Genomic DNA, 26,568 nt, shown 5'->3' on the forward strand with positions numbered 1-26,568 from the left:
TAGAGGCTTTTTTTATACTGATTTTATCAATAAGGTTGCGGTAGCAGGATTTGTTGCTAAGGGAACATTGTATACATCACACAAGCGCATCAACATAAAAATATCCGGTTCGTGTGGGTGTTTTTCTAAAGGGTCTCTAAAGAAAATAACCATTCCTGTTTTTCCTTCTGCAACTCTCGCTGCAATTTGTGCATCTCCACCTAACGGTCCAGACAAAAATCGGTGTACTGTCAATCCAGCTGCTTCTACTTTAGAACCTGTTGTTCCAGTAGAAATCAAACTAATTTCCTTTGCTTTTAATAATTCTTTATGCTCCATAAGGAACTGAACCATATCTGCTTTTTTACCATCGTGAGCAATAATAGCTATCTCCATAATTAAATTTCAAATTTCGGGTGTAAAGTAATTAATTGTCGCCAACTTACAAATACATTTTAAACAAAATATCCCGATTTGAAAACAAATCGGGATATTTATTATTTTAAATAACTGTGCTTACAAAGTAGCAGCATATTCAATTAAGTCAACGATTTTAGTTGAGTAACCAATTTCGTTATCGTACCAAGAAACAACTTTTACGAAGTTATCAGTCAATGCGATACCAGCATTAGCATCAAATACAGAAGTACGAGTTTCACCAACGAAATCTTGAGAAACAACTAAATCTTCAGTATAACCTAAAACACCAGCCATAGATCCTTCTGATGCAGCTTTCATAGCAGCACAAATCTCAGCATAAGTAGCAGGCTTGTCTAATTGAACCGTTAAATCAACAACAGAAACATCCATTGTAGGAACACGGAAAGCCATACCAGTTAATTTTCCATTCAATGCAGGAATTACTTTCCCTACAGCTTTAGCAGCTCCAGTTGAAGAAGGAATAATGTTATGGATTGCAGAACGTCCACCTCTCCAGTCTTTCATAGAAGGCCCATCAACAGTTTTTTGAGTTGCAGTTGCAGCATGTACAGTAGTCATTAAACCACCTGTAATACCCCAGTTATCATTTAATACTTTCGCAATAGGAGACAAACAGTTAGTTGTACAAGATGCGTTAGAGAAAATAGCCTCATCAGCTTTTAACTCAGTATTGTTAACACCCATTACAAACATAGGCGTATCATCTTTAGATGGAGCAGACAATACTACTTTTTTAGCACCAGCTTCTAAGTGAGCACCAGCAGATTCTTTCGTTAAAAAGAAACCTGTAGATTCAATAATGTATTCAGCACCAATCTCATCCCATTTCAAGTCAGCAGGATTACGCTCAGCAGTAATTCTAATTTCGTTTCCGTTAACGATTAATTTTCCATCAGCCACTTCAACAGTTCCGTTAAATGGTCCATGTACTGAATCGTACTTTAACATGTAAGCTAAATAATCAACGTCTAATAAATCGTTGATACCAACTACTTGTACATTTTCTCTTGCTACAGCAGATCTGAAAGCAAATCTTCCGATTCTACCGAATCCATTAATTCCTATTTTAATCATCTTCTTTAAATTTAAATAATTCTTTGTTTATTATATACTCATTATATCAGCAACACGCATTAATTCGTGGTCGATATTATGATGTTCTTTTACTGCTTTTTCTAAGGCTGTGTAACGAATTTCATTGTTTACAAAACCAACCATTAAATTAGAAGATCCTGAGACTAACAATTCAACAGCACTTACACCAAATCTACTTGCCAATACTCTATCAAAACAACTAGGAGCTCCTCCTCTTTGCATGTGTCCTAATACAGAAACTCTAATATCATACTCAGGTAAATTCTTCTCAGCATATTCTGCCAATTCAAAAATATTCTTTCCTGTTTTTTCTCCTTCGGCGACAACAACAATACTTGATGTTTTTCCTGACTCTTTACTTTTAATCAAAGAAGCCAACATTTTTTCCAAACCAATGTTTTCTTCAGGAATCAAAATTTCTTCAGCTCCTGCTCCAACTCCTGCATTTAAGGCAATAAATCCAGCATCTCTTCCCATTACTTCCACAAAGAAAAGTCGGTTGTGAGATGACGCGGTATCTCTAATTTTATCAATAGCTTCTACTACGGTATTTAAAGCTGTATCATAACCTAAAGTATATTGAGTACCATAAATATCATTGTCAATTGTACAAGGAATTCCAATAATTGGAAAATTATGCTCTTGGTTAAAAATCATACCTCCAGTAAACGTACCGTCACCTCCAATAATGATCAAACCTTGAATTCCTTCAGCAACTAAATTTGCATGGGCTTTTGCTCTACCTTCTACGGTCATAAATTCTTTTGACCTAGCTGACTGCAACATTGTTCCACCTTTGTTAATAATATTATTAACGCTTCGAGGACCCATTTCAATAAATTTGCCTTCAATCATTCCTTGGTAACCTTGGTAAATTCCAACACAGGTTACTTTATAATAAGCACAGGTTCTAACCACGGCTCTTATGGCAGCATTCATCCCTGGAGAATCTCCTCCTGAGGTCATTACTGCTACTTTTTTTAGTTGTATGTTCATTTTTCTATAATATTGTATAAAATTACTGCTTATTTACCATCTACCGTGTAAATACTCTATATTTATACGAAAACGTTTTCGGTTTATTTATTGCTAAAAGACCTCAAAACTAACTGTATTACAACAACTTATAAATAAGTGTTATTTTGACAATAAATAATAAACGCGCAAAAAAAAAGTCTAACAAGATTTACAATAATTCTCGCTTTGACTTTTTCTTACTTGTAAAATTACTCAAAAAAAATGATTATTGCCAAAGGTTTCTAGGATATATATTTTCCTTTTTCAACCTATTTACTTCACCAACAACAACAGGTCTATCTTCTGCATAAGTAACCCCCATCCATTTGGCATCTGAAGTCAAAACTTTAACGCTTCCTTTTCCTGATTCGATAATTGAATTCACAACCGTTGGAATGTAAAACTCACTTTTTAATTCTGTAGAGCGCTCTGCTAAGAAAGATTTGAATCCTTCTTCTAGCGCTTCTAAATATTTAGGTGTAAATCCCCAGAAATTCATTGAAACGATGGTATCCTCTGCCATAGTTTCTAAATTCCCAGCCTCATCTTGTCTTTTTATGACTCCGTCAATTTCTTCAATATGTGTTCTTTCAATAATATTGGTAAGCTCCATGTTTTCATTTACAAAACACTCTCCTCTTGATACATAGCCATTATCTGACAAGGTGTTTTTTAAATTGTATCCAACCATACACATATTATAAGAGTCCACATCTAAAGCGTCTAAGGCTTTGATAATTGTTTTAAAGGCTCCTTTACTGTAAAAATCATCTCCATTTATTACTATAAAATTACCATCAACTACGTCTTTGATCATTAAAGTGGCATGACCGGTTCCCCAAGGTTTTACTCTTTCCGGGCTTACTTTATAACCTGCTGGAATTTTTTCAATTTCTTGACAAACATATTCCACCTGAACTTTTCCTTTTAGTCTTTCGTCATATATCTTTTTAAAATCTTCTTTAAAAGACTCTCTAATAATAAAAACAACTTTCTTAAAACCTGCTTCGATGGCATCAAATAGAGAAAAATCGATAATTGTATCACCGTCATCCGACATTTTATCCAATTGTTTTAATCCTCCATACCTGCTTCCCATTCCGGCCGCAAGAATTACTAATGTATGTTCTTTCATGATGATTTTTTTAGTTCATTTTTAACTATGCATAGATACATAGTTTTTTTTAAATTTAAAAAGGTGCCGTTAAAATGATTGGAACTTCCTCTGTTTTTAATTCCTTTTCTTTCTTTCGCTTCCTTTTTGATCGAAATTTCTCAAAAACTTCACTTATATTATCAAAATCTATTTGATAGGTCAAACCAATTCCTTGCGTATAGCCTTCTTCTTCTTCAGAATACTGAATTTCATTTTGCCTATTAAAAAAGGTCCATCGTAAATTCCCTTCTTCATCTACTAGTACTTCTACTTTTACCTCACCTACTACACTTGATTGGGTTTTAGTCCCAACCGGTACTCCCAATTTTCCATTGATCAACACACGATCATTAATTTGTGTTGCCAATGAAATATCTACCTGATCATCAATATTCTGAGTTTCTAAATCATTTTTTTCTCCAGCCGTATACCCCAAATCAATTTGCAACCTATCACCAGATTTATTAAAAATATCTGACAATGCTCCTGAAATAATATCAGAGGTGGTTCCTGTAATTGCCGAATTCCCGTTTTCTGCCAAATTATTCTCATTGTAAAAACTCTTAGAAATAAGCAAAGAAAAGAATTGACGCATTTTTGTATTGTCGTCGTTATCATTCAATTTAAAATCTAACTCAGAGGCAACAACCGAACTTGAATTCGGAATGACAATATCAAATTCATTGGAAGAATTAAAAAGTTTGCCTCGAATTTGTGTTACCAAATCAATATCAATTTTTCTGTTGGTGCTCAAACTTTCCAACAAAGCTTTAGGATTTGCTTTTACTTGGTGAATGGCTTCAATATTAAGTTCGGCATTGTATGGATCTCCATCCCAAGAAACAACCCCTCCTTTTTTTACAATAAATGGTTTGTTGATGACTCCTCCATAGATAAAATTGTAAATTCCACTATCCACAAGATAGTCGCCAAACATATTAAATTTTCCTTTCGTATCTATTTCTATGGTTATATTTCCTGAACCGTATCCTTTTAAAGAACTTCCAGAAACTCGATCAATCACTACCTCTCCCAAAGCTTCTTTGGTGACATCTATATCAAAGTTTAATGAGAGTCCTTGAATATTTTTTAAAATAGACGACCCATCAAACAACAACTCTTTGCCTTTCTTCTTTTTCACTTCTTTAAAGTGAATTAATGTAGAATTTTCAATGGCCTTTACATCGCTTAACGGAATAATAAATTTTGTACCCGCTAAGGTTTTTGCCTTAACATTGATGCGTAAATCATTTGTTGGCCCAATAAAATCAGCAGTTCCAGAAATAAAACCCGTTCCATAATAACTAACATTTTCATCATCTTTGGTATCTAAAACCAACAATCTGTTAGAGCTAATTCTTAAGTCTAACATCCAATCTTTAAATGCACTATGATGTATGTTTCCATTTAAAAAACCTTGCGTTTTCAACTTAGAGTCTTGCAACTCTAAATTATTAAAAACAAAGGATTGCTTTTCCAAGGTAATTTTAGGTTTCCCAACAAAATTATAATCCACATTTAAATAAGGAATGGACAAACCTGTTTTGGACAAAGACAGTTCTCCATCCATTACCGGGTTAGACAAGGCACCTGTCACTTTAAATTGCCCATCGGCAAAACCTCTAATTTTTGTCAAAATATTTTTTCCTAACGGACTAAAGGCATTCAGTTTAAAAGCATCTAGCTTTACGGCCAAATCAATGATAGGTTGTTTGGGTGTCAAATCAATGGTTCCTGTTGCTTCTAGGTTTTTATAAGAATCACTAATCAGTTCAATGTTTACATTGTATTTTTTATAGGAGTCTTCTGCATTTAAATGCATACTTAAATCGCCTTGTTCAGCATTGTTAATTTTAAAATCATCAATATTCAACACTCCAAAAGGTTTGTAAATTCCGGCTTCTTGTTTAAAATTTAATTTACCATTAACAATTCCTTTTAAGGACAAGCTGTCTATTTTGGGGGTAACATCGTTCAGACTTACTTTGTCAAAATGTACTTTTAAATCTTTGTAAGTAGAATCTTTAATGACACCTGAAAAATGAATTTTTTGATTTCTTGAAGCCAAATCAAATTGTTCGAAATTGAATTCTTCTTTTTCAATATCAAAAATCACTTTGTTTTTTGCATTCTCATCTGGATTCACAAACCAATCTTCATTTTTATAACGAACTTTTGCTTGTTTTACACCTAAAACAGATTTTTGATCTTTATTATATGTATAAAACAAAGACAAATCAAAACGTTCATTTCCTTCTTTTCCTGCAGTAAAATCGGTTCTAAAAAACAAGGTATCGTTTAAGGTTTTGTTCAGCAAGTTCACTTCATTCAATATATAATCAGATGTAGCAACTTTTTTTATCGTTAAATTGGTATTCAACACCGGGTTTTTATTGTCAATTTGTAAATCTACCTGATCTAAAATAGTTTTGTATACGGACAGTTTTGGAGTTTGAAACAATAGTTTTATTTCATTGTTATCGTCAATAACTTTTCCTTTTAATATGGTATTGGTTCCAAATTTAATTTGTGGTAAAAACACCTCTACAATTTCATTGTAAATTTTAAAATCAAATTCAAAAAACTGATGCTTATCTACTGGAAAAGGAACATAATTAGACAGCATACTTCCCATGGCATTCTGTGTCAGCTTTTGAATTTCTGAAAGTTTAAAAACCCCTCTAATTTGTCCGTTGACAATATCTTTAGAATCTATCCTTATAATTTTAACACTGTCCTTTATGGCAGATATAATATTAAAATCTTTGAATTCAAATTTTTTGTTTTGGTTGGTATAGCTAGAATTTACAAAATGGGCTTCCCCTTGAATATCGTCTAATTTATTACCTTTAAATTTCATTTCAATATCTCCTTTCAAAATGGCAATACTGTCTTTTGTAAATAAATGCAATTGATTGAATTTTGCGTAGTCTACTTTGGCTTTAAAATTAAAATTGTTCTCCGCTTTTGAAAAATCTGCCAGCCCTAGAAAATCCAATTTTAAATTTTTGTCGTTTACTTTTAGCCTTCCGTTAAAATGTTTGTTTTTAAAAAAACCATTTATTTTTATATTTTTATAGGTATAACCTTTGTACTGGTGCTTGGTAACATCTCCTTTTATTTTTGCATTTAAATTTGCCACCGTAAAGCCTTTTCCTTTAATGTCTCCTTCTAGTGAAATTTCGCCAAGTAAAGAATCATTCACCACTAAGCCCAAATCAAAATCGGTTACTTTTATATGTCCGTTAAACGAAGCTTCATCTATTTTACTTACCTCGGTCAATAATAATTTTGTTGTTACCTCGCCTATGCTCGACACAATAGAAACGTCTAAATCAATGGTATCACTTGTTATGAGTGAGGCTCCTTCCATAGAAAAATCACCTATTTTCTTAAATTCGCTTGGCATATTCGTACCAACCAATCTTGGAAAAAGGTCCTTCAGCATGTCGTAATTCGAAGAAAATTTATTGGTCACCCCTTTTAATGAAAAAGTAGCATCGGCCAAAGCACTATTTTTTATATGGTAGCTTCCATTTAAAACCAAATTATTTTTAGAAAACAAATCTAAATGCGCCAATTTAAAATTATTGACCGTCCCGCTAAAACCTGTTTTTATATAAAAAGTTTCTACGCCGTTAAATTCTTTATACAGCTTTTTTAAATCGATGGTTGATATATACGACTCTTTTAAATCGGCATGGATTTGTACTTTGTCGTTAAAATATTTCAAATCATCTCCTTCGTAATGAAAAATGATTTCCGCATTTATTTTAGAATGTTCCGTTTTTAAACTGGTATTCTTAAAATCCATTCTGCTTAACGTATAAACAAAATCTGTTTTAAAAGCAGTAATTTTTAAATTGTGGTTTTCTTCTAAGGATAACTCTCGGAGTTTTGCAGAAATATCGGTTCCTTTCAATTCAAAATCAAATACCTGACCTTTTATATTTTTGTAATAGGCAATCAAGTCTCCTTTTTCTCTATTCTTGTTTCGAATCTCAAAATCAATACCGTCAACAGCAATTTGCAGGGCATTTAATAAAAACAGGTCGTCTTTGTTTTTTGATTTCTTAGCTAATTTGGAAGAAAATATTGTCAAGTTAGACTGTTCTTCACCTTTATAGGTTGTTAAATAAAACTCTCCATCTGCTAAAGAAACCTTTCCTAAATCAACTTTCTTCTCTAAAATTTCTTTAAAACTCAATAAAGAAGTTTCTAATTTATCTACTGCTATTAAAGTATTGTCATGATGATCTCTAATGAGAATGTCTTTTAACTTTATAAAACCTAAGTACGACAAATCCATTTGTCCAACCGAGATATACACATCAAATTTATTTTGTAATGTATTGGTCACATAGGAACCCAATTTTGTTTGTGTGCCAGATAGCGACAATACAAAACTTGAGATAAGCATTACTAACAAAAGTAAAACCAAAATTCTGCCCAGTATTTTTCTAAATCGTTTGATATGCTTTAACTTTGTTTGCTGTTAGAAATAAATGCCTAATTAATTTAAAATGTCTGAACAACAAATTTACATTCTTGCCATTGAATCTTCATGTGATGATACAAGTGCAGCTGTTATATGCAACGGAAAAATATTATCTAATATTGTTGCCAATCAAAAAATTCACGCCGAATATGGCGGTGTTGTTCCTGAACTAGCATCTCGTGCACATCAACAAAATATTGTGCCTGTTGTTCAACAAGCTATTTTGAAGGCAAATATCGACAAAAAACAGTTAAGTGCCATAGCTTTTACGAGAGGACCTGGACTTATGGGCTCACTTTTAGTAGGAACTTCTTTTGCCAAGTCTTTAGCCCTGTCTTTAGGCATTCCTTTAATTGATGTAAATCATATGCAAGGTCACGTTTTAGCTCACTTTATTGATGAAGAAAACACACCTAAACCTGCTTTTCCTTTTCTTTGTTTGACCATTAGCGGAGGCCATACACAAATTGTTAAAGTTTCAAATTATTTTGAAATGGAAGTATTGGGTGAAACTATTGACGATGCAGTTGGTGAAGCCTTCGACAAATCGGCTAAAATTTTAAACTTGCCGTATCCTGGTGGTCCCTTAATTGACAAATACGCGCAATTAGGAAATCCAAAGGCTTACAAATTTACCAAACCCAAAGTAAATAAAATGGATTTCAGTTTTAGCGGGCTGAAAACTGCTATTCTATACTTTATTCAAAAGCAAGAAAAAGAAAACCCAAATTTTGTTACAGAAAATTTAAATGACATTTGCGCTTCTATACAGGACACCATTGTTTCTATTTTATTAGACAAATTGAAAAATGCTGTCAAGGAAACAGGAATCAAAGAAGTAGCTATTGCAGGTGGTGTTTCTGCAAATTCTGAAATTAGAAAACAACTAAAAGAAGGAGAATTTAAATACGGTTGGAAAACCTACATTCCTAAATTTGAATACACAACCGACAATGCGGGAATGATTGCCATAGCCGGTTATTTAAAATATTTACAAAACAATTATGCCGACGCTAGTATTTCTGCACAAGCACGATTAAAAGTCCACCAAACCAACTAACTTGTTAATTCTGTAAACAGACTTTCTAAATTTTTGTTTTTCGTATTTAATTGTAGTATTTTTAAGCCATTGCTTGTCGCAAAATCAAAAATTGCTGAACTTCGATCTTCTTTGGTGTTAAAAGTTAACTGCCAAGTGGTACCTGCTATATTATTACTTTCTAAAAGATTGGGCAAAGAATTAAAAAACCGCTTTTCTATTTGAAAATCAAAAGCGACTTCAATAATTTGATTTTGTTGTTTTTTTAATTCTTCCATTTTTTCATCTTTTACAATTTGGCCCTTTTTTATAATCAAAACTCGATTACAAACGGCTTCTACTTCTTGTAAAATATGGGTGGAAAATAATATGATTTTATTTTTTCCTAATTCTTTAATTAAGGCTCTTATCTCAATTAACTGATTCGGATCTAAACCCGTTGTAGGCTCATCTAAGACCAGTACCTCAGGATCATGCAAAATAGCAGCCGCCAATCCAACACGTTGCTGATAGCCTTTCGACAATTGCTGTATTTTTTTATTAGCTTCAGGCAACAAGCCTACTTTGACCAATGCTTTTTCAGCAGCTTCTTTAGAAACCCTGTGTACCGCCGCTACAAATTGCAAATATTCTCTTACATACATTTCTTGATAAAGCGGGTTTTGTTCTGGCAAATATCCTATCCGCTTTTGTACTTGTAAAAGATCCGTAGAAATATTCAAATCACCTACAAACACCTCTCCTTCGGAAGCTTCTAAATAGCCCGTTAAAATTTTCATCAAAGTAGATTTACCTGCTCCATTTGGTCCTAGTAATCCAACAATTTCTCCCTTTTCAATTTTAAAAGAAACAGCATCCAACGCCTTTTGATTTCCATAATATTTAGAGGTATTCGAAACTTCAACTATCATACACTTTATTTATACGAACAAAAATACACTAATATCTTAATTGAATTTCATATTTCAACAATATTGATTTTTTTTTCAGACCTTTGCCACAAACCTAATCACTATGAGTTTTTTAAGAGCTTTGGCTTGTATCTTTTTCCCTCCGTTAAGTGTTCTTGACAAAGGTTGTGGATCCATTTTAATTGTTTTATTGCTAACCATTACAGGATGGATTCCGGGAGTTATTGCCGCTTTAATTATTAACAACAAAAAATAATGAATAAAAAAGTTCAACTTTTAGATTTAGGAAATACTGCCTACAAAGAAGCTTGGGAATACCAAGACAAATTATTTCAAGGCATTATTGATATAAAAATAGCCAACCGCAAACAAAACACCACGCATACAACTCCTAACTATTTATTGTTTGTAGAGCATCCACATGTGTATACTTTAGGTAAAAGTGGAGACGTATCGAATCTTCTTTTAAACGAAAAGCAACTGGCAGAAAAAGGAGCTAGCTTTTATAAGAGCAACCGAGGTGGCGATATTACTTACCATGGTCCTGGACAAATTGTAGGCTATCCTATTTTCGATTTAGAAAACTTTTTTACGGACATTCATAAATACTTGCGTTTTTTAGAAGAAGCCATTATTTTAACCTTAGAAGAATACGGATTAAAAGCAGAAAGAAGTCCGGGAGAAACCGGAGTATGGTTTGACGTTGGCACACCCTTTGCTAGAAAAATTTGTGCTTTGGGCGTACGCTCTAGTCGCTGGGTAAGCATGCATGGATTTGCCTTAAATGTAAACGTAAACTTAGGCTATTTCGACAATATTATTCCCTGTGGAATAAAAGACAAAGCCGTAACTTCTATGCAAGCTGAATTAGGCAAAATAATTTCTGAAAAAGAAGTGAGAGAAAAAATAACCAAGCATTTAGCAAGCTTGTTTGAAATCGATTTTTTTGCTTAATTAAAATTTATAAACAACAGCATTGATGTTCATTCCAGCACCCACCGAAGCTAACAAAACTACATCCCCTTTTTTTACTTCTTGATTTTCCATTTCACCCTTACGAACCAAATCTAATAGTGTTGGTACCGTAGCCACTGAGCTATTTCCTAGCTTGTGGATGCACATTGGCATAACCCCTTTGGGCATATTTGTTTTATACAAACGGAAAAACCTTTTTACAATAGCTTCATCCATTTTTTCATTGGCTTGGTGAATGAATATTTTTTTAACATCCGTTATAGAAACACCACTTTTATCCAAAGCAGTTTTCATAGCAGCTGGTACATTGTTTAAAGCGAATTCGTAAATTTTTCGCCCGTGCATTTTTATATAACAAGTTGCATTCGCTTCTTTTTTATAGGATTTTCCAAAAAACAAATAGTCGGTTTCGACTTCTGTAAAAGTTTGTGCTGCATGACTTAAAATTCCTGTTTTCTCAGCAACTTCCTTTGCTTCAATAACGCAAGCCCCAGCCCCATCGGCATAAATCATTGAATCACGATCGTAATCATCTACAACTCTCGATAGTGTTTCGGCTCCAATAACCAGTACTTTTTTCGCAATTCCTGATTTGATAAAAGCCTCTGCCTGAATGACTCCTTGTACCCAACCTGGACATCCAAAAATTAAATCATAGGCAACACAATTTACATTGCTGATTTTTAATTTGTTTTTTAATTTGGAAGCCAAACTTGGCAAAGTATCTCCTTGAATACTTCCTTTTTTTATATCACCAAAATTATGAGCAACAATGATGTAGTCCAATTCATTTTTATCTAATTGCGCATCTGCTATTGCTTTTTCTGCGGCAAAAAAGGCCAAATCGGAAGTGGTTAAATCATCTGTTGCGTAACGCCTTTCTGCAATACCTGTAATTTCTTTAAATTTTTCAATAATAAGCGCATTGTCATTTGAAAACGAAGTACCGTCTTCATTTAAAAAATTACTATCTAAAAAATCAGTATTCAACTTACACACTTCAGGAATATAACTACCTGTTCCAGTAATAATTGATTGTATTGCCATAAAATTTTCAACTTAAATATTTATCTCTTTCAAGATCTACGATTCTATAATGCGTGGTTTTGGGAATGCGAAAATAAAAACGTTAGGTGTTTTTTGCAAATTCTATCATTTTTATTTGCATAACCGTTGCAATAGATTGTGCTCTTGATTTTATTGTTTCAGCCGACTGCCCTTCAAAAAGAAAATCTACCGACTCTGAAAACAACTGTATCCATTTTTTAAAATGTTGGTCTTCAAAAGGAATGGATTTATTTTTTTCAAAATGCGGTGCCATTGCATTTTTTTTATAAGTTCCTGAATCAAATAAAATACCGTCCCAAAAATCGACCAAAACAGCCAAATGCTTTTCTAATAATTCCGGTTCTTTAAACTCCGTAAAAAACACAGCCATGTCTGCATCTGCAAATAACTTTGTGTAAAAAAGTGCTACTATTTTATGTAAATCTTTCCGGCTATCAATATCTCTCATTCTATTCATTTCAAAAAAAAAATCTGCTACATGCAATGTAACAGATTTTTTTATTCTTTTATAAGTTTTCTTTTTTAAAAATTCTCGTAGATATCTCCTAAATCAAAAGAAATTGAGAAACGTAAGGTTTTTTCTAAAGGATTGTTTACATCAGAGGCATTGATTAAATAAGACAAGTCGATATTAAAAGATCTTGCTTTGATACCTCCACCCATGGTAAAATGTTGTCTATTTCCTTTTATTTCACTTTCATGAAAATACCCCGCTCTAACAGCAAATGCATTGTTATATAAATATTCAGCACCTACAGAATAGGTGAATTCCTTGAACTCTTCACTAGATCCACCAGGTGCATCATTAAAAGATTTAAAAATTCCTTCTACCCAACCTGCATCTTCTGCATCACCTCCTGGAGTTGGTACTAATAATTTTGAGGTTTCTAAAGTCACCGATATCGTATTATAGTCATCCATAATAAAATCGAAACCACCCCCAAGACGCATTCTTGTTGGAATAAAGTTTTTATCACCAGAATTTGAATAAGAAACTTTTGGCCCTAAGTTCGAAATATTGAATCCAGCTCTCCACTTCCCATTAAAATTCCCATAATTTCTTTCTCTAGATTGGTAGTATCCAGAAACATCCACTCCAATACCATTGATGGCAGAAATATCATCATCTGCGGCATTGATCGATAAATCTGAACGAATATAACGTAAGGTTACCCCCATGGAATAATAGTCGCTCAATTTCAAGGCATAAGAACCTGCAATAGAAAATTCTTTTGGTTTTTCTACTCCTTGTGGCTGTGCTTGATCATCGAACAAACGTATTTCTCCCAAAGAAAAATAACGAAGATTAGCCCCCCAAGCACTTCTTTCATCAATTCTGTTGATTACAGAACCTCCACCTATAAAGAGTCCATCTACCAAATTTTGCAACCATGGTGTGTAATTAACACCATAGGTAAACTGAGAGGTATTAAAAGCCATTTTTGCGGAATTGTGGTAAATAGCACTTGCATCAGAACTGGTTGCAACCCCTAAATCTCCCATTCCGGCAGAACGCGCATCTGAGTTAATTAATAAAAGCGGTGCTACTGTTGAAATAGCATTAGACTCACTTTGAGCACGTACCGAACTTATTCCTCCTAAAATTAAAGCTAAAACTATAGCTACTTGTTTCATCATTTTACTTCTTATTTTCTTCAATTATTGTAATATTACTAGTTTCTCATATTTTTCTGCAGAAATACCCGATTTTGTTTTAACAATCAAGTGATACACATACACTCCTTTTCCTATTTTTTGTCCAAAATCATCCAAACCGTCCCAGGTAATAGAACGAGACAATGCACTGCCAGTAGCTGGAATTTCTTGATTGATTGTTTTGACCAATTTACCAGACACCGTAAATACATAAATCACCACATCCAAAACTTCATTTGGCTTGTTATGATTGAACCAAAACTCTGTATAATTGATAAATGGGTTTGGATAGTTCAACACATTTTCTATTAAAAAAGTGCCATCATCCACAATGTTAAAAGTTAACGTCTTTTCCGAAGAATTATTATATGTATCCCAAGCTTTTAATTGCAAAGTATGGGTTCCCGGTTCTAAACCTCTTAACGTATAAGAAATATTCCCTTTGGTATAATCGCCCAATTCAGTTTCATAAAATTCATTTAAGATAATTGGGTTGCTCACATCTCCATCAATAATTACAGAAATATTATGTCCTATTGAATTAGATGACGTGTTAATTCCATTAGCATCCGACAATTTAACTTTTAAATTTGGCAGGGCATTGGTATTTCCTCCATCTACGAAGGACTCGTCATTCATAAACAGTTCAATTTCTGGACCTGTAAGATCTTCGACTGCGTTTTCGTCGATTCCTCCAATTATCGTTTCAACATCAACACCTCCTTTATCTAAGACTCCATTTTCGGCGTACAAACTGATTTTCGCATTTCCTAAGGCTATTTTTATATCTTTTGGCACAACAAACTCTAAGTCGAACAAGCCATTTGCTACTTCTGCCGCGCCTCTAAAAATTCGACTGTCCTGCACGTCAAAAGTCATAACAACACCATAACCATCATTGTCTAAAGTAGTTTTGTCTATGGGCTTATCAAAAACTGAAGCAGAAACTTTTCCATTATAACTTGTCAAAGTATTTCCAGAAATATCTGTTACTTTTCCTGATAGTTTAATTTTTGACAAAGCTTTTAAAGCTGCTCTTTCTACAGTTACATCAACATCATTTATATGTGTTAATTTAATCTCTGGCTTGGTTGTTTTAAGCTTCATGGCAGGATCTCCAAAAGAAAAGATAAAATAATGCTGTCCACTTGAAGAAGGAACTTCATTCTTCGTATGCATCAAAGCTTCAGCAATAGAATAATCTTCATTGTTAAATTCAAGCATTTTTTTTATCAAAACCTTATTAAAAGACCTTCCAAAACTAATAAACACCTCACGTGTTGTAGAAATCAAACTACCTGCACCTCCGGTTGGGTGTAGCATAATTTCTTCTCCAGCTGCCAAAGCTGTTTTGTTTAAATGGTCAAATCTTGAAAAATCGCAGGTTACAGTAATAATTAGCGGCAACCTTTTTGCATTTTGCCAAGATTTGATATCTTCAACACGAAGTAATCTTTCTCCGGCCCATCCTATTTCACCTCCATGACCAAAATAATCAATGACCAAACTTCCTTTTTCAACCGCATTCGACATACCTAAATTCATATCTGGGTAGAAATCTCCTCCAGAAGATTTTACCTGTTTGAAAGAATCTGCATATAACTTTTTAATATTATAATGCGGTTTATTTGCCTTGATATCATCGGCAATATTTTCCATTTCTTGTTGTAAAACGGCTTCAGAAGCATTTCCTAAATCATCAGCAACAAGCGTTATTTCATTTCTCCAATCACCATAAGCCTCAGCACTGTAATAGGTTAATATTTTATCGACAACCGTTTTGGCCTGACTTACATTTTCCACAAGAATTCTTCCTGTAGCCACATCTTGTTTATCGCTAGACGACATCAAACCTTCGGTGTCATCCATAAAACCATAATAATCATCTGTTACATAAGAATATACCAAACTAAAACTTCTATACGATTCAAAGGCAGGAACAATATTTTCGTTTTTCTCTAAAATATTTTTAAAATCAAAAGAAGCATTTCCAAAAAGACACAGATATTTGATACGTGTTGCCTCACTCGTAGCATTTGTATATAAATGTTTTACAAAATCTCTTATAGAGGTGATATCTGCTGAACCTGAACCAAATTCGTTGTAAATTTTATCCAAGGTAACAACAACAGAGGTGAGTCCGTTATTTGTATGATGATCGGCCAAACGTTGGGCCTGACTTTTTAATTCATTATTAGTTACCAATACATATTGAATATCTTTTAAGGCATGCAAATTCTGATTTTCTATAGGACCATTCCCTACCGCTGCCGGCGTATAATAATCACTATTCGAAACAACTCTATATTCTTTTAACTCACCAGACGCTCCTTTAAAAACAAAATTGCTTGAACTAGGATCGCTATTGGCAACCAACTTTGGTTCTAAATGATTGGTCACATCCCATAATTGATGAATATTTGAAGCATTAGTAACGGTATATTGTAATATTCGAGCCGCTTCTTTGGATAAAAAATTTCGAAAAGAAAATTGCTTTCCACCCGCTATTAAATGTTTATCTCCAATAAGCTCAATATAATCTAAATAAGACGCAGCTGAAACATCTCCATTAACATCGTAGCTAATATTTACATTGATTTCATCTGAATTAACTAATACATTGCTTTCCACAATTTCATCATCTGCTTGTACAAATGAATTGGAACTTATGGCTAAAAAATTTATTGAAAAATCATTCGCTCCATTTACTTGAATCGTTTGGCTAGTGGCTACAGAAGACTCTGCCATAGATCGAACCCTAACTTTTACTTCTTTACTCTGATCTACATTTTCAAAATCAAAAGAATAATTATGTGACAATTCAGATCCTCTAAATACATCACCAAACCATTGTTGACCTACCTCATATATATTATCTGTTTCTTCTTCAAAAAAGACATAATCTTTGAATGTGCTTACAAAATCTGTTGCTCCAGCTGTAATTGGTGTTTCATTTGCAATTCGCTTTCCCGCTCCACTATCTACAGAAATAAAATAATACGATTTTTCAGAGTAGATATTCATTCTATGTTTTATAGAAGCCTCAGTGCTCGTATCCCAATCATTCGGACCTTCGGCATAAAACAAAGCAAAATCATTCGAATTAAAAACACCATCCGATGCTCCTTCTACATACAAGGCGTTTTCTTGTAAATCGTCATATCTAAATTCACTATTTAAATTAGGCAACAAGCTGCCTCCATTTCCAAAAACGCGAATGTTTTTTGGATCCAAACCAGAGGTATTAATTCCCAAACTGTTTAAAAAATTAGTGTCAATTTTATAAACTCCGGTTTTATCTATAGAAATTTTATACCAAGTCCCGGTTGCTAAAACAGAATTTTCTACCAAAACAGCTGCCGATTTATTGCTCCTTGTTGCGTTGGCTTCTAATTGATAATTCAACACAAAAGATTCTACGATTTGAAGTAGTTCTCCTTTTTTAATTACCGGAATCATCGTAAGTGAAAGCAAATACGAATTCCCTACTTTATTGATCGATACTTTTTCTGATATATCTGTAGGAATTTTTGAAAGATCCATTTCTCCTAAATAAGCAGAAGGAACTGTTTTATAAACAACATTTGTAAATTCAAACGTTTTTAAAGTTCCTTGTGACACTTTGAAGGTTTGCATATAGGTCGGCAAACCATCTGCATTGATAGAATTCTCAAGAACAAAAGGAATTTTATATGTATTCCCGTTTCCTGTTTTTATTCCGGTTTCTGTATCCCAAGTCAGCTGAAACGATTTTGAAAGTTCTTTTTGACCGTAACAAAAAGAAGAAAAAACGCATAAAATTAATATCAAATATTTTTTCAAAAGGACAAATTTAAATTATAAATAGAGCTGCTTTTTTATTCGCTCCGCAAGATACCAATATAATAAAGAAATAAAGAATTCGTTATATTATTTCTAAGAATCATCACTAAATTAATAGTTCATGTATTTTAAAATTAAAATATTGCAAAAACACATAAATATTGTAAATTGCGTCCTGAATAAACCCCGATATCAGCATTTTTTACTTATGATAAACTATTTCAAATTTTTTGTTCTTATTTTAACAATCTCAGTGTTTACAAGCTGTGAGCAATTATCAAAATTAAGTAATTCTGGAAATTCTGGCAATACATCTACTTTAACAGGTTGGAAGTTTAACGACGCTGAGTACGGCGGTTTTGGTATCAATAAAAATTACAAAGGTCAAAAAGCTCCTTATGGGATGGTCCTTATTGAAGGAGGTACATTTACCATGGGTAGTGTACAGGACGATATCATGGCAGATTGGAACACCACGCCAACAAGAATGCAAGTACGTTCATTTTATATGGATGAAGCAGAAGTTTCTAACTCAGAATATTTATTTTACTTACAATGGTTGGAAAGAGTTTTCCCTCCTAGAAATGAAGATTACACCAATATCTATGAATCTGCTATTCCTGACACTTTGGTTTGGAGAAATGCTTTAGGTAGTAATGAATCTTTAAGTGAAACTTATTTGCGTCATCCTGCTTATGCAAACTACCCTGTAGTTGGAGTTAGTTGGATTCAAGCGAATGATTATTGCGAATGGAGAACCGACCGAGTAAATCAAAAAATGTTAATGGATTTAGGCGTGCTTAAAGGCCGTGATGAAATAGATGAAATTGGAAAAGACCACTTCAGCACTGAAACTTATTATGCAAATCCTAAACTTTTATTTAGTGGTGACTCTACCGTTTATGGAAAAGGATTGCCAAGTTTTAAACGTGCAGATTTAAAGAAAGACAGTATTGAAGACACAAAAGTATTTAAAGGAAGACATGTAAAACCTCATGACGGGATTTTATATCCTGACTTTAGACTTCCTACTGAAGCAGAATGGGAATACGCTGCCAAAGCACTTATTGAAAACAGAGAATACAATAGTTTAAGAGGAAGAAAAAAATATCCTTGGAATGGTAGATATACAAGAAGTAAAAGTGCTGCTACTAAAGGCGACCAATTGGCTAACTTTAAACAAGGAAAAGGAGATTATAGTGGTTTAGCAGGTTGGACAAATGACGGAGCAGACATTACCAATGAAATCAAATCGTATCCACCCAATGCTTTTGGATTGTATGATATGGCAGGAAATGTAGCTGAATGGGTGTATGATGTTTACCGACCTATTATAGATACTAAAATGAACGACTTTAACTATGTTAGAGGAAATATATTCTACAAAAAATTAATAGACGAAGATGGTAAAGTAAGTATTGCCAATTATTCTGATGTTGTTTACGACACTTTACCAAACGGAAAACTTATTCCTCGTGATATTCCTGGTAGAATTATGTATGTTCCTATTACTGAAAAGGATGTTCAACTAAGAACCAACTACAACAAATCTGACAACTCAAGTGTCAATGATGGTGATTTGATCAATTCAAGGTATTACAACAAAGACATTAGAGATTTAGCTGTAAAACCTAGAATGTACAATTCTCCTTTATCGCCAAAATCAACATTCGATTACGATGCGGGAGATTTTGTTACAAAATATGATGACAAACCAAGAACCACTTTAATTGGAGACAGAACAAGAGTTTATAAAGGGGGGTCCTGGAGAGACAGAGAGTTTTGGTTAGACCCAGCTCAAAGAAAATATTTGCCAGAATACATGTCTACAGATTTTATCGGATTTAGATGTGCCTTAGACAAGGTTGGAAATATGAACAATGGTAAAAAAACACCTTTTAACAAATAAGATTTTACTTACTTTGTAATTATATTCAAACCTCACTAAATTTTAGTGAGGTTTTTAGTTCCTAAACTTAGCACAAATGACAATAGCTCAAATTCACGAATTATTTTTATCCAGTACTGGTGTAAGTACCGATACAAGAAACATTAAAAATAAAAGTCTTTTTTTTGCTTTAAAAGGCGAAAATTTTAATGGAAATACTTTTGCGACTAATGCCATAGAACAAGGTGCTAATTATGCTATTGTAGATGAAGCATTGGCTGTAAAAAACAACCAATGTATTTTGGTTGATGATGTTTTAAAAACCTTGCAAAATTTAGCGAACTATCATAGAACCTATTTAAACTTGCCAATTATTGCATTAACGGGAAGTAACGGTAAAACGACCACCAAAGAATTGATTCATGCTGTGCTACGAAAAAAATTCAATACCGTTGCTACTAAAGGAAACCTCAACAATCATATTGGTGTTCCCTTGACTTTATTAAGCATGGACAAAACAACGGAAATTGGTATTGTTGAAATGGGCGCCAATCACCTAAAAGAAATTGAATTGTTAGCCAGTATTGCGGCACCTAATTATGGCTATATCACCAATTTTGGAAAAGCCCACCTGGAAGGATTTGGGGGAATTGAAGGCGTGATCAAAGGAAAAACAGAACTGTATAAATACTTAGAAAAACACCAAGGAAAAGTATTTGTAAATACAGCCGATACTTTACAAATTCAGCATAGTCAAAATATAGAAAATATTCCTTTTACAACCTCTGTCCAACTAAAAAGCAGTCGTCCTTTTGTATCACTTTCTTATGATCATGAACAAATACAAACAAATCTTATTGGTAGTTACAACTTTGCCAATATAGTTGCAGCGATTACAATTGGCGCCTATTTTTCTGTTTCAAAAACAGATATCATAAATGCTTTGGAAAGCTATACACCAACCAATAACAGATCGCAAATACTAAAAAAGGGAGAACATAATATTATTCTTGACGCCTACAATGCGAATCCTAGTAGCATGAAAGTAGCTTTAGAAAATTTTAACGGCCTACAAGACAAACACAAAACCTTAGTACTTGGTGATATGTTTGAACTTGGAGAAACAAGTTTGGAAGAGCATCAAGCAATTGTACAACTTACCGAATCCTTCCATTTCGACGCTGTTTATTTTGTTGGAGAAAATTTCGCAAAAACAAAAACCTCAAAAGCTGTACAATTTACATCCTTTGAGGCTTTTAAAAATTCTTTTAAAGCAACGACTCCTTCAACCTATTTGATAAAAGGTTCTAGAGGTATGGCTTTGGAAAGAACGTTAGATTTATTTGATTAAATTCTTTTTATGATATTCTATCAAATTGTTTATTGGTCGTTGAATGACTCCTGTAATTTTTAAATCATGTTTCGCGGCAACCTTTTCTAAAATATCCGAAAAATAATGTGCTATAGATCCTATAAAATAAATGGGTGTCGACTTGTCCTTATTGTACGGCAAAACTCTTGCTTTAAAAAAGGCATCAAAACCATCTTCCATTAAATCTAACACATAAGGATCTTCCTTAAACTGAAACATAAAACTTGCAAAATCTGCCAAATATGTATTCGGGTTTGGTTGACGGTACAAATTGAATTTTACGTGATCTGGCTCTAAATTATAAGCCTTTTCAAATTCCTTTGCAATATAATCTGGCATAACTTTGTAAAAATAATTTCTTAGCAAACGCTTTCCAAAATAATTCCCACTGGCCTCGTCCATCACAATATACCCTAATGAAACTGAGTTAGAAACAATTGTTTCACCATCAAAATAGCTACTATTAGATCCCGTTCCTAAAATACACACAATGGCAGGTTCAGTACCCGTAGCTGCATAAACTGCTGCCAAAGTATCTTCTCCTACAACAACCTCTGCATTTGGAAAAATTTCTTCAAAAAGATCTTTTAATATTTTTGTAGCCACCACTGTTCCACAGCCTGCTCCATAAAAAAATATCTGACTTACCTTATCTGAATTGTTAGAGAATTGCGGTTCTGCTAAAATTCTTTCTCTTAGCACTTCTACAGCAACAACAGCAGGATTCAAACCTCCAGTTCTAACTTTAAATAATTGTTCTTTAGTTTCTCCATCTAAAGCAATCCAATCTGCTTTAGTTGACCCTCCATCTGCTATTAATATCATAAGTCTCGTTTATTTTAAAACTCAAATATATCAACTCAAAACTAGATAAACAATAACTATTGAAACTATATCGATTTCGCAAACTCAAATTAATTTTATTCCACCTAAAACTAGAGCAATCAACTATAAACAAAGGCTATACGTGTATTTTTTACATTTAAAAACTTATTGAATTTTCAATACAAAACAGAGTACCAAGCAAGTTCCATACAGAAGGAGAAGCACTAGAAAATCATTTGCCTTTTATGCCTGAACTAGTTGCACCTTTACGAGGAAGTCTGCTTACTACTAACAGTACAGAAATAGAATGGTCTTGCAGTGATTTAGATAATGACGTGTTGACCTATACGGTTTATTTAGGAACCAATGAATCTCCTGAAAAGGTAGCTACGGTAAACAGTACTAGTTATACAACAAACCTGTTGTCCAAAACAAATTATTATTGGCGGGTAGATGCTACAGATGCTCACAACAACAAAACAGTAGGACAGATATGGTCTTTTCAAACCGAGTAATTTTAACACAATAACAGTACAGAAACCATAGCATAAAGCATGTGGGGTCTCATTAAATTTACATAAATTTGTTGTTACGATTTAAAATAAGAGTACGTGCTAAATTTATTCAAAAAAAAGACCCCTATTTCGGAAGTGTTTCCTATCGATTTTGTTGATATTCATTCACACCTATTACCAGGCATTGATGATGGAGCTAAAACTATTGAAGACTCCATAAGTCTCATTTCTAAAATGGAAGAATATGGAATTCGAAAATTTGTAACCACTCCACATGTACTAGGAAGCGTTTGGCCGAATAGTTCAGATACCATTTTGGACAAATTGGATTTAGTCCAAGAAGAGTTGGAAAAAAGAAATATGTCGCATATACAAATAGACGCAGCAGCGGAATATATGCTGGATGAACAATTCTGTGAACTCTTAAAGAAAAGAGACCTTTTAACAATTAGAGAAGATTCTTTATTGGTTGAAATGTCTTATTTCAATGCTCCCGTAAATCTATTCGAAATTCTTTTTGACATACAATTAGCAGGCTACAATCCAATATTAGCACATCCTGAACGTTATAATTTTTATCACAAAAAATTCGATGTGTATGAAAAATTAAAAAATGCAGGCTGTCGTTTTCAATTAAATATTTTGTCGTTAACTGGCTATTATGGTGACCATGTAAAAAAGGCAGCTGAAAAATTAATCGAGCTAAATATGATTGATTTTGTGGGTACAGACACACACCATCATAAACATTTAGAGGCCATGAATAATTTAGGTACGAAAAAAATATTAAAACAATTGCAACCTCTTTTAAAAAACAACCAATTATTCGTCTAAGACGGATATTGGTTGTTTTTCTTTATCATCTTCCTTTTGCAAAATTTGAATAGACAAATCTTGATTGTATTTCATTAGATAAACAGACTTGTTAGAAGTTGGTCCGCTAAAGCTATTTTGTTCATAAAAATAGGTCTCCCCAATTCTAGTCGATTTCCCTTGATTAAAGCTCTTGTGAATGTCTAAATCTTCATCTGCTAGCATTCTAGTCAAAATATCATACACCACATCAAAGCCCTTAATAGCGTGCTCTGTTGGATATGTATAATTTTTTTCTTGGTACTTTTCATAAAATCGTTTAGACTTAGGTAAAGAATCATTTAAAACACCACCACTTGCGTAGGTAAAATTCATTTTAGCCAACACATTATTATCTACACGATCAAAGTTTTTATTCTTTTCAAAAGCGAATAATTTTACGGCTGCTTCATTTGGTAAGGATTTCAAGTTATTGACCACATCTGCAGTAACAACAGTATTATTCGTTGCCAAAATTACCCAATTCACACCCAAGGTATCTACAGCGGCCACAAAACGTTCCTTTTCTAAATAATTATTCTCTGGCTGTAGCAATACGACTTTCACACTATCAGGAACTGATAATTGTTTTTTTATTCTTAACATTTTAATTTTCGACGACACACTTCTATCCCCTACAATTAAAACATGTTCAGACGTATGACTGGCATTAAAATGATCTAGAACCACCTTTTCAAAAACAGCTCTTTCAGTAGCCGTTTTAATAACATTTGATTTTTTAAATGCTTTTTGTTTGGACGAATAAAAAGGATAAACAACAGGAATGTCCTTTAACTCACTTGCCACAAAATCTACATTTTTATTGTAAACCGGACCAAAAACTACATCTACATCCTCCAATGCTTTTGCCTCAAAAAGATCTAATAAACAATCTTTATCGTTATCCGTATCGTAAGCATTGTAACGAATAGCAGCCCCTTGTTCTTTTAAAGAATCAATTGCCATTTCCGCTCCTAAATAAAAATCGGTTACTATATTTTCCAAATTTCCTTTTGATGAAAAAAGCAATTCCTTTCTTAAGGTATCATTTTTCATAAATTTAAAAGGCAATAAAAAAGCAACATCAATAGGTTCTTTAAAAACTATCGTGTCCTTAAATAGTGTTGTTGTTTCTACCAAACTATCCTTTACTACAGCAGAAAGCTCAGGATCTTCTTTAATTTTTTCTCTAATTTTTATGACAGCCCCCAATTTTAAACCTTCCTTTAAAAAAGGATTTAGCGCCAATAAATCCAATTTGCTTACTTTGTAAAAATGTGTCAAACTATAAAAAGTATCATCCTTTACAACCGTATGCAAGTCATAATTCAATGCCCACTTTGCTAATTCTTTCTTTCTTAGTTCTTCTGGTGATACTATTTTATTATTCGGAATTTCTAATACCATCCCTATTTTTAGTCCATCAACTCTAATTTGTGGATTGGCACCTGTCAAAGCTTCTTTAGAAACCTTGTACTTTTTAGAAATTCCAAACAAGGTTTCTTTGGGTTGCACTATATGATTTTGAGAAGCCGTTATCAATACCTGTGCAGGTTCTGTATAATTGACATTGGGAATTAAAATAACCGTATTTTCTTTCGGTCTTCTTTTTAAATCAGGATTCAAATTGTAAATATCTTTCGATTTCAAATCGTAGCGTTTCGCTATTTTACGAACACTTTCTCCTTTTTTAATTTTATAAGTAATGTACTTTTTTTGCTGTGCGTTCGCAGAAAACACAGTGAATATTAGCAAACAACATACGATAAATATACTTCTCATCCTTTTATTTATTTTACACACAATAACCATTCTAATAAAAACAAAAGGTTTCTATAGGAATGGTTATTCTATTCAATTACCAAAATTGTACCACTTTCTAAAGTGATTATTCCCACTCAATTGTTGCAGGTGGTTTTGAACTGATATCATAAACAACGCGGTTAACACCTTTTACGTTGTTTATAATTTTATTTGATGTTTCTTGCAAGAATTTATATGGCAAATCTACCCAATCAGCCGTCATTCCATCCGTAGACTCAACCGCTCTTAAAGCAACCACTTTTTCATAGGTTCTTTCGTCACCCATTACTCCAACAGAATTTACAGGTAACAACATAGCTCCAGCTTGCCAAACTTTATCATACAATCCCCAAGCTTTCAAACCATTAATAAAAACAGCGTCAACTTCTTGTAATATTCTTACTTTTTCTGCGGTAATATCTCCTAAAATACGAATCCCCATTCCCGGTCCAGGAAAAGGATGTCTTCCTAACAATTCAGGATCAATTCCCATAGATTTTCCAACTCTACGTACTTCATCTTTAAAAATCATGCGCAAAGGCTCCACAATTTTTAATTTCATAAAATCAGGTAATCCCCCCACATTGTGGTGCGATTTAATAGTTGCTGATGGACCTCCATTAGCAGATACTGATTCAATTACATCAGGATATATTGTTCCTTGCGCCAACCATTTTACATCTGTAAGTTTGTGAGATTCGTCATCAAACACATCAATAAAACAACCACCAATAATTTTTCTTTTCTTTTCTGGGTCCGCTTCTCCTGCCAAAGCCGTTAAAAACCTGTCAGAAGCATCTACTCCTTTTACGTTCAATCCCATTCCTTCGTATTGTTTCAATACGCTCTCAAATTCGTTTTTACGTAAAAGTCCGTTGTTTACAAAAATACAATGTAAATTTTTCCCTATGGCTTTGTCTAATAAAACAGCAGCCACAGTAGAATCTACTCCACCAGACAATCCTAAAACAACTTTATCATTACCTACTTTCGCTTTCAAAGCCGCCACTGTAGTCTCTACAAAACTATCAGGTGTCCAATCTTGCGCTACATCTGCAATATTCACCAAAAAGTTTTTCAACAAAGTCAAACCATCCGTCGAATGGTAAACTTCAGGATGAAATTGAATTGCATACGTCTCTTCTCCTTCAATTCTATACGCTGCATTTTCTACATCATGTGTACTTGCAATTTTTGTATAGTTCTCAGGCAGACTTAAAATCGTATCAGAATGACTCATCCAAACTTGACTATCTTTTTCAATCCCATCAAATAAATGACTGGCATGATCTACAAAAGATAAATTTGCACGTCCATATTCACGTGTTTTTGAGGCTCCTACTTTTCCACCAAAAAAGTGCGCTAAGTATTGTGCACCATAACAAACGCCTAACAAAGGTTTTTTCCCTTTAATTTTAGACAAGTCTGGTTTTGGAGCATCTTCGCCTCTCACTGAATGAGGACTTCCCGAAAGAATTACCGCTTTATAATCATCTACATCAACTTTTAAGCTGTTGTAAGGGTGTATTTCGCAATAGATGTTGAGTTCTCTAACTCTACGTGCAATAAGTTGCGTGAATTGCGATCCGAAATCTAGAATAAGTACTTTTTGTTGCATGCGCAAAAATAAAACTTAATTTAGAAACCTAGCGCCTA

The 26,568-nt window shown here is 33.5% G+C and carries 20 protein-coding genes; 7 read left to right on the plus strand and 13 right to left on the minus strand.

Features of this window, described 5'->3' with window-relative positions; all coding sequences use genetic code 11:
* Positions 1–12: 12 nt before the first annotated feature.
* The 5 genes from FGM02_RS01230 to FGM02_RS01245 all read right to left on the minus strand — a co-directional run bounded on the left by FGM02_RS01230 (position 13) and on the right by FGM02_RS01245 (position 8,048).
* The gene (locus FGM02_RS01230) at positions 13–375 is read right to left on the minus strand and encodes a methylglyoxal synthase (protein ID WP_139956162.1); all 363 of its coding nucleotides are present in this window, start codon (positions 373–375) and stop codon (positions 13–15) included.
* Positions 376–495: 120 nt separating this feature from the next.
* The gene (gene gap / locus FGM02_RS18160; protein WP_208021460.1) at positions 496–1,494 is read right to left on the minus strand and encodes a type I glyceraldehyde-3-phosphate dehydrogenase; all 999 of its coding nucleotides are present in this window, start codon (positions 1,492–1,494) and stop codon (positions 496–498) included.
* A gap of 30 nt (positions 1,495–1,524) precedes the next feature.
* Positions 1,525–2,511 (minus strand): 6-phosphofructokinase, encoded by a 987-nt coding sequence (gene pfkA / locus FGM02_RS18165; protein ID WP_208021461.1) that lies wholly within the window; start codon positions 2,509–2,511, stop codon positions 1,525–1,527.
* A gap of 247 nt (positions 2,512–2,758) precedes the next feature.
* Positions 2,759–3,667 (minus strand): nucleotidyltransferase family protein, encoded by a 909-nt coding sequence (locus FGM02_RS01240; RefSeq protein ID WP_139956164.1) that lies wholly within the window; start codon positions 3,665–3,667, stop codon positions 2,759–2,761.
* Between the two features lie 55 nt (positions 3,668–3,722).
* Positions 3,723–8,048, minus strand: coding sequence for a translocation/assembly module TamB domain-containing protein (locus tag FGM02_RS01245; protein ID WP_166461109.1), 4,326 nt, complete (start codon positions 8,046–8,048; stop codon positions 3,723–3,725).
* Between the two features lie 163 nt (positions 8,049–8,211).
* On the opposite strand from FGM02_RS01245, the gene tsaD reads away from it, so the two are divergent.
* Complete coding sequence (gene tsaD / locus FGM02_RS01250) at positions 8,212–9,246, plus strand: tRNA (adenosine(37)-N6)-threonylcarbamoyltransferase complex transferase subunit TsaD (protein ID WP_139956168.1); 1,035 nt, start codon at positions 8,212–8,214, stop codon at positions 9,244–9,246.
* Here tsaD and gldA read toward each other — a convergent pair.
* A complete protein-coding gene (gene gldA / locus FGM02_RS01255; RefSeq protein ID WP_139956170.1) occupies positions 9,243–10,136 on the minus strand; it encodes a gliding motility-associated ABC transporter ATP-binding subunit GldA in 894 nt (297 codons plus the stop codon). The genes tsaD and gldA overlap by 4 nt on opposite strands.
* 103 nt (positions 10,137–10,239) lie before the next feature.
* Between gldA and FGM02_RS01260 the strand changes: the two genes are divergently transcribed.
* A complete protein-coding gene (locus FGM02_RS01260; protein WP_139956172.1) occupies positions 10,240–10,392 on the plus strand; it encodes a YqaE/Pmp3 family membrane protein in 153 nt (50 codons plus the stop codon).
* Positions 10,392–11,090, plus strand: coding sequence for a lipoyl(octanoyl) transferase LipB (lipB, locus tag FGM02_RS01265; RefSeq protein WP_139956174.1), 699 nt, complete (start codon positions 10,392–10,394; stop codon positions 11,088–11,090). The genes FGM02_RS01260 and lipB overlap by 1 nt, the downstream gene beginning before the upstream one ends.
* On the opposite strand, the gene FGM02_RS01270 is transcribed toward lipB, so the two are convergent.
* The 4 genes from FGM02_RS01270 to porU all read right to left on the minus strand — a co-directional run bounded on the left by FGM02_RS01270 (position 11,091) and on the right by porU (position 17,657).
* The gene (locus FGM02_RS01270) at positions 11,091–12,158 is read right to left on the minus strand and encodes a 3-oxoacyl-ACP synthase III family protein (RefSeq protein ID WP_139956176.1); all 1,068 of its coding nucleotides are present in this window, start codon (positions 12,156–12,158) and stop codon (positions 11,091–11,093) included. It abuts the gene before it with no gap.
* Positions 12,159–12,240: 82 nt separating this feature from the next.
* A complete protein-coding gene (locus FGM02_RS01275; protein ID WP_139956178.1) occupies positions 12,241–12,627 on the minus strand; it encodes a group III truncated hemoglobin in 387 nt (128 codons plus the stop codon).
* Between the two features lie 74 nt (positions 12,628–12,701).
* Positions 12,702–13,817 carry a type IX secretion system outer membrane channel protein PorV gene (gene porV / locus FGM02_RS01280; protein ID WP_317133617.1) on the minus strand — a complete coding sequence of 372 codons (1,116 nt, stop codon included), beginning with the start codon at positions 13,815–13,817 and terminating at the stop codon, positions 12,702–12,704.
* Positions 13,818–13,838: 21 nt separating this feature from the next.
* Positions 13,839–17,657, minus strand: a complete 3,819-nt coding sequence (gene porU / locus FGM02_RS01285; RefSeq protein ID WP_243739323.1) for a type IX secretion system sortase PorU — start codon at positions 17,655–17,657, stop codon at positions 13,839–13,841.
* Between the two features lie 208 nt (positions 17,658–17,865).
* On the opposite strand from porU, the gene gldJ reads away from it, so the two are divergent.
* Together gldJ and FGM02_RS01295 are read left to right on the plus strand one after the other, a co-directional pair.
* Positions 17,866–19,566 carry a gliding motility lipoprotein GldJ gene (gldJ, locus tag FGM02_RS01290; protein WP_139956180.1) on the plus strand — a complete coding sequence of 567 codons (1,701 nt, stop codon included), beginning with the start codon at positions 17,866–17,868 and terminating at the stop codon, positions 19,564–19,566.
* Between the two features lie 76 nt (positions 19,567–19,642).
* Entirely contained in the window at positions 19,643–20,896 is a 1,254-nt protein-coding gene (locus FGM02_RS01295) for a UDP-N-acetylmuramoyl-tripeptide--D-alanyl-D-alanine ligase (RefSeq protein ID WP_139956182.1), read from the plus strand.
* Here FGM02_RS01295 and FGM02_RS01300 read toward each other — a convergent pair.
* A complete protein-coding gene (locus tag FGM02_RS01300) occupies positions 20,885–21,742 on the minus strand; it encodes an N-acetylglucosamine kinase (RefSeq protein ID WP_139956184.1) in 858 nt (285 codons plus the stop codon). The genes FGM02_RS01295 and FGM02_RS01300 overlap by 12 nt on opposite strands.
* Before the next feature lie 245 nt (positions 21,743–21,987).
* Here FGM02_RS01300 and FGM02_RS01305 point away from each other — a divergent pair, with 245 nt between their 5' ends.
* On the plus strand, positions 21,988–22,257 hold the full coding sequence (locus FGM02_RS01305; RefSeq protein WP_139956186.1) for a hypothetical protein: 270 nt from the start codon (positions 21,988–21,990) through the stop codon (positions 22,255–22,257).
* A gap of 96 nt (positions 22,258–22,353) precedes the next feature.
* On the plus strand, positions 22,354–23,091 hold the full coding sequence (locus FGM02_RS01310; RefSeq protein ID WP_139956188.1) for a tyrosine-protein phosphatase: 738 nt from the start codon (positions 22,354–22,356) through the stop codon (positions 23,089–23,091).
* Here FGM02_RS01310 and FGM02_RS01315 read toward each other — a convergent pair.
* The gene (locus tag FGM02_RS01315; protein WP_166461110.1) at positions 23,080–24,891 is read right to left on the minus strand and encodes a LysM peptidoglycan-binding domain-containing protein; all 1,812 of its coding nucleotides are present in this window, start codon (positions 24,889–24,891) and stop codon (positions 23,080–23,082) included. The genes FGM02_RS01310 and FGM02_RS01315 overlap by 12 nt on opposite strands.
* 106 nt (positions 24,892–24,997) lie before the next feature.
* A complete protein-coding gene (gene guaA / locus FGM02_RS01320) occupies positions 24,998–26,530 on the minus strand; it encodes a glutamine-hydrolyzing GMP synthase (protein ID WP_139956192.1) in 1,533 nt (510 codons plus the stop codon).
* Positions 26,531–26,568: the final 38 nt, after the last annotated feature.

It is taken from the genome of Flavicella sediminum (genome assembly GCF_006381105.1).
In the GTDB taxonomy this organism is placed as follows: domain Bacteria; phylum Bacteroidota; class Bacteroidia; order Flavobacteriales; family Flavobacteriaceae; genus Flavicella; species Flavicella sediminum.